5 protein-coding genes are annotated in these 7,134 nt (G+C 69.6%); 3 read left to right on the top strand and 2 right to left on the bottom strand.

Annotated elements, in window-relative coordinates; all coding sequences use genetic code 11:
* Nucleotides 1–80: 80 nt before the first annotated feature.
* The 3 genes from DBV10_RS08530 to DBV10_RS08520 are packed head-to-tail and all read left to right on the top strand — an operon-like array spanning nucleotide 81 to nucleotide 2,349.
* Entirely contained in the window at nucleotides 81–377 is a 297-nt protein-coding gene (locus DBV10_RS08530; protein ID WP_124512571.1) for a 2TM domain-containing protein, read from the top strand.
* Nucleotides 374–1,465, top strand: coding sequence for a sensor histidine kinase (locus tag DBV10_RS08525; protein WP_124512569.1), 1,092 nt, complete (start codon nucleotides 374–376; stop codon nucleotides 1,463–1,465). The genes DBV10_RS08530 and DBV10_RS08525 overlap by 4 nt, the downstream gene beginning before the upstream one ends.
* On the top strand, nucleotides 1,462–2,349 hold the full coding sequence (locus DBV10_RS08520; protein ID WP_124512567.1) for a LytTR family DNA-binding domain-containing protein: 888 nt from the start codon (nucleotides 1,462–1,464) through the stop codon (nucleotides 2,347–2,349). Before DBV10_RS08525 ends, DBV10_RS08520 begins: the two co-directional genes overlap by 4 nt.
* Nucleotides 2,350–2,362: 13 nt before the next feature.
* Here the strand turns inward: DBV10_RS08520 and DBV10_RS08515 are convergent, their stop codons facing one another.
* Complete coding sequence (locus DBV10_RS08515) at nucleotides 2,363–3,820, bottom strand: efflux transporter outer membrane subunit (RefSeq protein ID WP_199740070.1); 1,458 nt, start codon at nucleotides 3,818–3,820, stop codon at nucleotides 2,363–2,365.
* Nucleotides 3,817–6,969, bottom strand: a complete 3,153-nt coding sequence (locus DBV10_RS08510) for an efflux RND transporter permease subunit (protein WP_124512565.1) — start codon at nucleotides 6,967–6,969, stop codon at nucleotides 3,817–3,819. The genes DBV10_RS08515 and DBV10_RS08510 overlap by 4 nt, the downstream gene beginning before the upstream one ends.
* Nucleotides 6,970–7,134 lie beyond the last annotated feature (165 nt).

Below are 7,134 nucleotides of genomic sequence, written 5' to 3'. Positions count from 1 at the left end.
CACACCGCAAGGTGCGCCCTAGAATCCGGACAGCCCCGCCGCGTCCCCCTCCCGCCCACTCCACCCCTGCTGCCACCGCCATGCCCTCCTCCCTGAGCCCCGAAGAACTGGACGCGCTGGCCCGCCGCCGCGCCAACGCCAAGCTGGGCTGGTACCTGCATGCCGTGATGTTTGTGCTGGTCAACGCCGTGATCTTCGCCCTGTCGCGCTATGCGTTTGGCAGCCGCCCCTGGTCGGTGTACCCCCTGCTGGGCTGGGGCGTGGGGCTGGCGTTGCATGGCATCTCGGTATTTCTGCTGGGCACAGGCAGCGGCCTGCGCGAGCGCATGGTGCAGCGCGAGCGCGAGGCCCTGCAGCGGCGCCAGAACCGGCCATGACGCTGCGCCGCGATTTCAACGGGGTCAGCAAGCTGCGGCACTACCTGCAGGTGGTGGCCTTCACGCTGGCAGTGGCAACCCTCCAGTACGCCTTCATGCCCGACAAGCCCTACGGGCCTCCGGTGGTGTATTCGGTGCTGATCGGCACCTTTACCTGGGCCATCATCGACCTGGGGCGCGAACTGGTGCCCTCCGCCGCAGAAACCGGCTGGCCGCAGGGATGGCAAGGCATTGCATTGGTGATTGCAGGCATCGTGGTTGGCTATGTGGCAGGCACCCTGCTGGCCGATACGCTGTGCGTCCACTACTTTCACTTCTACCCGGCGGGCGCCCTGGTCTCAGGCGCTGACCAGCGCACCTCCATCCTCATCACGGCCATTGCCGGGCTGGTGGGCGCGTTCTACTTTTACGCCATCAACAAATCAGCCTATCTGGAAGGCAAGATGGCCGAGGCGCGCATGCATGCCACCGAGGCACGCCTGAAGCTGCTGGAGACGCAGCTGGAGCCGCACATGCTGTTCAATACCCTGGCCAACCTGCGGGTGCTGATCGGCACCGACCCCGCCCGCGCGCAGGAGATGCTGGACCGCATGATCGCCTACCTGCGCGCCACGCTCAGCGCATCGCGCAGCACCCAGCACCCGCTGGAGAACGAGTTCGAGCGCCTCGCCGACTACCTGGAGCTGATGGCCGTGCGCATGGGCCCGCGCCTGGCCTACACGCTGGACCTGCCCGACGCCCTGCGCCCCGTGCCCGTGCCCCCGCTGCTGCTGCAGCCCCTGGTCGAAAACGCCATCCGCCACGGGCTGGAGCCCCAGGTGGAGGGCGGCCACATCACCGTGCGTGCCGGCACCCGGCCGGGCAGCAACGGCGGCCCTCTGCTGGTGCTGGAAGTGATCGACACCGGGGTGGGCCTGCCCGAGCACCTGCCCCCGCCCGGCCCCGGGCAGAGCTTTGGCCTGGCCCAGGCGCGCGAGCGGCTGGCCACGCTGCACGGCACGGCGGGCACTCTTGAATTGATAGCTGCCAGCGCAGGTGGGACAAGCGCCACCGTCACTTTCCCCTTCAATCCCCGGACCACCCCATGAACCCGCCCACCGCGCGCGCACTGATTGCCGAAGACGAACCCCTGCTGGCCGCCGCCCTGCGCCAGGAGCTGGCGCGCGCCTGGCCCGCGCTGGAGATCGTGGCCACCGTGGGCGACGGGCTCTCGGCCGTGCAGCAGGCGCTGGCGCTGCAACCCGACGTGCTGTTCTTCGACATCCGCATGCCCGGCCAGAGCGGGCTGGATGCCGCCGTGGAACTGGCCGATGCCTGGCCCGCCGATGTGCCCTTCCCGGCCCTGGTGTTTGCCACGGCCTACGACCAGTACGCCGTGCAGGCCTTCGATGCCCAGGCGGTGGACTACCTGCTCAAGCCCATCGAAGCCCGCCGACTGGCCCGCACCGTGGCCAAGGTGCAGGACCTGCTCGCGCAGCGCCAGCCAAACCCAGCCCCGGCGGCTGCCATCGCCGCCCCCGCGCTGGAAGCCACCATGGCCCAGTTGCGCGCGCTGCTGCAGGCGCCCGGCCTGGGCGGCGGGGGCCAGGCAGCCGCGCCGCCACACCTGCCAGCAGCAACGCCTGCCACACCGCAGCAGCCTCTTGCCCGGCTCAGCGTGATCCAGGCCAGCCACGGCACACAGATCCACATGGTGCCGCTGGCCGAGGTGGTCTATTTCGAAGCCGCCGACAAGTACGTTCGCGTGCTCACGGCCGAGCGCGAATACCTGATCCGCACCGCACTCAAGGAGTTGATCGAGCAAATCGATCCACAGGAGTTCTGGCAGGTGCACCGCAGCACCCTGGTGCGCGCCACGGCCATTGCCACCGTCACGCGCGACGAGGCGGGCAAGCAGCACATCGGCCTGCGCGGGCGGCCCGAGCGGCTGCCGGTGAGCCGGCTCTATGCGCACCTGTTCAAGGCGATGTAGCCGCAGCTGCAGTTCACGCAGGCGGCAGCGCCTCCCAGCGCCCGGCCACGTTCTTGAGCAGTGCATTCACGGCCGCCAGGCGGCGGCTCTTCACATCGATCAGGCTGCGCCGGGCCGACAGCACCGTGGTCTGGGCTGCCAGCACATTGAGGTAGCCCACGGTGCCCGCGCGGTACTGGTTCTCCACCACATCCAGCGCGCGCTGCGCGGCGGCCGTGGCCTCGCGCTGCAGCTGTTCCTCTTGCGCCAATGCGGCGGCGGCCGTCAGGTTGTCCTCCACCTCCTGCAGCGCCGTCAGCACGGTCTGGCGGTAGGCGGCCGTGACCTGTTCGTGGCTGGCGCGGGCCGATTCCACCGCCGCACTGCGCGCACCACCATCAAAAAGGGACACCGCCAGCGCCGGCCCCAGCGACCAGAACAGGTTGGGCGCGCTGAACAGGTCGGCCAGCGGCGAGCCCCGGTAGCCCCCCGCCGCCGACAAAGTCAGCGCCGGGAAGTACGCAGCACGGGCCACGCCGATCTGCGCGTTGGCGGCCGCCACGCGGCGCTCGGCGGCGGCGATGTCGGGGCGGCGCTGCAGCAGGTCGGAAGGCAAGGCCTGCGGCACGGCGGCCGGCGTGGGCAACGCGGCCGTGGCCTCCAGCGCAAAAGCGGCGGGCGCCTGGCCCAGCAGGGCGGCCAGCGCGTGCTCCAGCTGGCTGCGGGTGGTTTGTGACTCCAGCAGCTGCACCTGGGTGGACTTGTACTGCACCTCGGCCTGCGCCACATCGGCGCTGGAGGCCACGCCCGCCGCCTGGCGGTTGCGCGTCAGCTCCCAGCTTTTGTCGTAGGCCTTCAGGGTCTCGGCCAGCACAGTGGCCTGGGCCTCGGCCGCACGCAGCGAAAAATAGGTCTGCGCCACCGTGGCCTGCAATGACAGGCGGGCGGCGGCCAGGTCGTCGGCACTGGCCTGGGCGTTGGCCTGCGCGGCGCTCACCCCGGCGGATACACGGCCCCACAGGTCCAGCTCCCAACTGGCGGTGAGGCCCAGCGAATGGCTGGTGCTGATGCGTGCCGTGCTGCTGCCATCGGCCAGTTGCGCACCACTGCGCGCGCGGCTGCTGCTGGCATTGGCACCCACGGTGGGCAAGGCCGCCGCGCTGCTGCTGGCCACCGCTGCCTGGGCAGCGCGCAGGCGCGCGGCGCTCTGGGCCAGTGTGGGGCTGTTCGCCTCGGCCTGCTGCTGCAGGCGGTCCAGCACGGCATCGCCATAGGCCTGCCACCAGGCTTCGGGCACCGCGTTCGCGGCCTGCGGCTGCGCGGGCTGCCACAGGCCCTGGGCCTGGGCGGCGGCCTGCTCCTTGTAGGCGGCCGGGATGTCCATGGCGGGCCGTTCGTACGGCGGGGTTTGCGCGCAGCCTGCGAGCCACAGGCCACCCGCCACCAAGGCAGGCCAGGCCGCGCCACGGCGTGAAAGGGGGAGAGAGGTCATCCGTCGTTTCCTTGCAATGCGGCTGAAGCGCCGGGTGTGCCATGCGTCCGCGCGCGGCGGCGGCCCACGGCGCGCTGCACCCGTGCGCGCAAGCGGTCCAGCGCCACATACATCACCGGCGTGGTGTAGAGCGTGAGCAGCTGGCTCACCAGCAGCCCCCCCACGATGGCAATGCCCAGCGGCTGGCGCAGCTCGGCCCCATCGCCCCGTCCCAGGGCCAGCGGCAGCGCGCCAAAGATGGCCGCCACCGTGGTCATGAGGATGGGGCGCAGGCGCAGGTGGCAGGCGCGGTAGATGGCCTGCGCGGCCGTCACGTGCGCCCCGCCCTGCTGGCGCTGCCGCGTGAGCGCGAAGTCGATCATCATGATCGCGTTCTTCTTGACGATACCGATCAGCAGGATCACGCCGATGAGCGCGATGAGCGAAAACTCGGTCTTGAACAGCATCAGCGCCATGAGCGCGCCCACGCCTGCCGAGGGCAGCGTGGACAAAATGGTGACGGGGTGCACCAGGCTCTCGTACAGCATGCCCAGCACCAGGTAGATGGTGACCATGGCCGCCAGGATCAGCAGCGGCTGGCCCGCCAGCGCGTCCTGGAACGCGCCCGCCGTGCCGCTGAACGAGCCCCGCACCGACACCGGCACGCCCAGCTCGGCCACCGCGTTGCGTACCGCGTCCGACGCCTGCGACAGCGACACGCCTGGCGCCAAGCTGAAGCTGATGCTGCTGGCGGGCGTGCCCCGGTCGTGGTTGACCGACAGCGGCGTGTTGGTGGTGGTGATGCGCGCAAAGGCGGTGAGCGGGATCTGCTGGCCCAGGCTGTTGACGAAGAAGAAGCCACGCAGCGTCTCGGGGCTTTGCAAAAAGCGTGGCTCGGCCTCCATCACCACACGGTACTGGTTGAGCGGGTTGTAGATCACGCCCACCTGGCGCTGGCCAAAGGCGTCGTTCAGCGTGGCGTCGATCTGCGCCATGGTCAGGGAGAGGCGCGCCACGGCGTCGCGGTCGATGACCAGCGTGGTCTGCAGGCCGTAGTCCTGCACATCGCTGTTCACGTCCTCCAGCTCGGGCAGCTGGCTCAGCACCTGGCGGATGCGCGGCTCCCAGGTGCGCAGCTCGCCAATGTCATCGGCCTGCAGCGTGTAGTCGAACGAGGCGCTGCTCTGCCGCCCGCCGATGCGGATGTCGCGCTGGGGCACCAGAAATAAGCGCGCGCCCGGCTCGTTCTTGAGCTGCTCGCGCAGCCGCGCGATGACCGCGTCCGAGCTTTCCTGCCCCGGCCCGCGCTTGAGCGTCATGAACATCTGCGCGGCATTGCGCTGCCAGCCGCCCGTGAAGCCGGTCACATGCTCCACGGCCGGGTCGGCCTGCACGATGGCCAGAAAACGCTGCAGCCGCTGCTCCATGGCCTGGTAGGACGTGGCCTGGTCGGCCCGGATGAAGCCCGAGATGCGGCCCGTGTCCTGCTCCGGCATGAAGCCCTTGTCGATGGCGGTGTAGAGATACACGTTGAACCCCACCACCCCCGCCAGCACCAGCAGGGCCACCGGCTGGTGGCGCAGGCACCAGGCCAGGCTGCGGCGGTACAGGCGCATGCCGCGCGCCTGGGCACGGTCCAGCCACCGGCCCACCGCGCCCCGCCAGCCGCTGCGCCGCATGGGGGTGAGGTGCTGGGGCCTGAGCAGCGCGGCACACATCATGGGCGTGGTGGTGAGAGACACCACCATCGACACCAGGATGGCCGAGGACATGACGATGGCGAATTCGCGGAAGAACCGCCCCACGATGCCGCCCATGAACAAAATGGGGACGAACACGGCGATCAGCGAGAGGCTCATCGACACCACGGTGAAGCCGATCTCGCGCGCCCCGTCGAGCGAGGCCTGCAACGCGGTCTTGCCGCGCTCCATGTGGCGCATGATGTTCTCCAGCACCACGATGGCATCGTCCACCACAAAGCCCGTGGCCACCGTGAGTGCCATGAGCGAAAGGTTGTCGAGCGTGTAGCCCGCCAGGTACATCACGCCCAAGGTGCCCGCCAGCGACACCGGCACCGCCACGCTGGGGATGAGCGTGGCGCGCCCGTTGCGCAGAAACAGGAACACCACCAGCACCACCAGCACCACGGCAATGAACAGCGCGCGCTCCACCTCCTTGACCGAGGCGCGCAGCGTGGGCGTGCGGTCGGAGACGATCTCGACATCGATAGCCGCCGGAATGGACGCCTTGAGCGCGGGCAGCAGTGCGCGCACCCGCTCTACGGCTTCGAGGATGTTGGCGCCCGGCTGCTTGTACACCTGCAGCAGGATGGCCGGCTTGCCATTGGCCACGCCGAAGTTGCGCACGTCCTGCACCGAATCCACCACCTCGGCCACGTCCTGCAGGCGCACGGCCTGGCCGTTCTTCCAGCGCAGCACCAGCGGCGCGTAGTCGGCCGCCACGCGCGCCTGGTCGTTGGTGGCCACCTGCCAGTAGTGGTCTTCGCGCTCCACGGCGCCCAGCGGCCGGTTGGCGTTGGTGGTGACGATGGCGCTGCGCACCTGCTCCAGCGAAATGCCATTGGACGCCAGGCGCACCGGGTCCAGCTCCACGCGCACGGCGGGCAGCGCGCCACCGCTCACCGTGGCCTGGCCCACGCCTTCGACCTGCGAGAGCTTTTGCGCCAGCACCGTGGAGGCCGCGTCGTACATCTGCCCGCGTGTGAGCAGGTCCGACGTGAGCGCCAGGATCATGATGGGCGAGTCGGCCGGGTTGACCTTGCGGTAGGTCGGGTTGCTGGGCATGCCGGTGGGCAGCAGCGTGCGCGCGGCGTTGATGGCCGCCTGCACATCGCGCGCGGCGCTGTCCACGTTGCGGTCCAGGTCGAACTGCAGCGTGATGGAGGTGCTGCCCAGGATGGAGCGCGAGGTGATCTCGGTGACGCCTGCGATGGCGCCCAACGACCGCTCCAGCGGCGTGGCCACCGTGGCGGCCATGGTGTCGGGGCTGGCGCCGGGCAGGCTGGCGCTGACCGAGATGGTGGGGTAGTCCACCTGCGGCAGCGGGGCCACGGGCAGCAGGAAGTACGACACCGCGCCGGCCAGGGCCAGGCCCAGGGTGAGGAGCATGGTGCCGATGGGGCGGTGGATGAAAGGGGTGGAGAGGCTCATGGGCGGGCCTCTTCTTCTCGGATTTTTTGGGCGTTTGCGCGCGTTATTATTGCCTTAGCAGCTATCTTTTTGGAAGCATTCAGCATGCTTGTGCATGAGGTGGAGGCCGGGGTGTGCGCCCGGCGGCGCAGTAACTTTCTTTCGCGTCGCCGAAAGAAAGTCACC

The sequence above is a fragment of the Acidovorax sp. FJL06 genome (genome assembly GCF_003852545.1).
Lineage (GTDB): Bacteria > Pseudomonadota > Gammaproteobacteria > Burkholderiales > Burkholderiaceae_C > Acidovorax.
The sequence above is the reverse complement of the archived record's forward strand: the minus strand, read 5'-3'. Positions and strand labels throughout refer to the sequence as shown.

What these genes read in the sequence shown, in the direction of transcription:
- DBV10_RS08515 (WP_199740070.1), bottom strand. Translation starts at nt 3,820, where the DNA reads ATGACCTCTCTCCCCCTTTCACGCCGTGGCGCGGCCTGGCCTGCCTTG.
- DBV10_RS08525 (WP_124512569.1), top strand. Translation starts at nt 374, where the DNA reads ATGACGCTGCGCCGCGATTTCAACGGGGTCAGCAAGCTGCGGCACTAC.
- DBV10_RS08510 (WP_124512565.1), bottom strand. Translation starts at nt 6,969, where the DNA reads ATGAGCCTCTCCACCCCTTTCATCCACCGCCCCATCGGCACCATGCTC.
- DBV10_RS08520 (WP_124512567.1), top strand. Translation starts at nt 1,462, where the DNA reads ATGAACCCGCCCACCGCGCGCGCACTGATTGCCGAAGACGAACCCCTG.
- DBV10_RS08530 (WP_124512571.1), top strand. Translation starts at nt 81, where the DNA reads ATGCCCTCCTCCCTGAGCCCCGAAGAACTGGACGCGCTGGCCCGCCGC.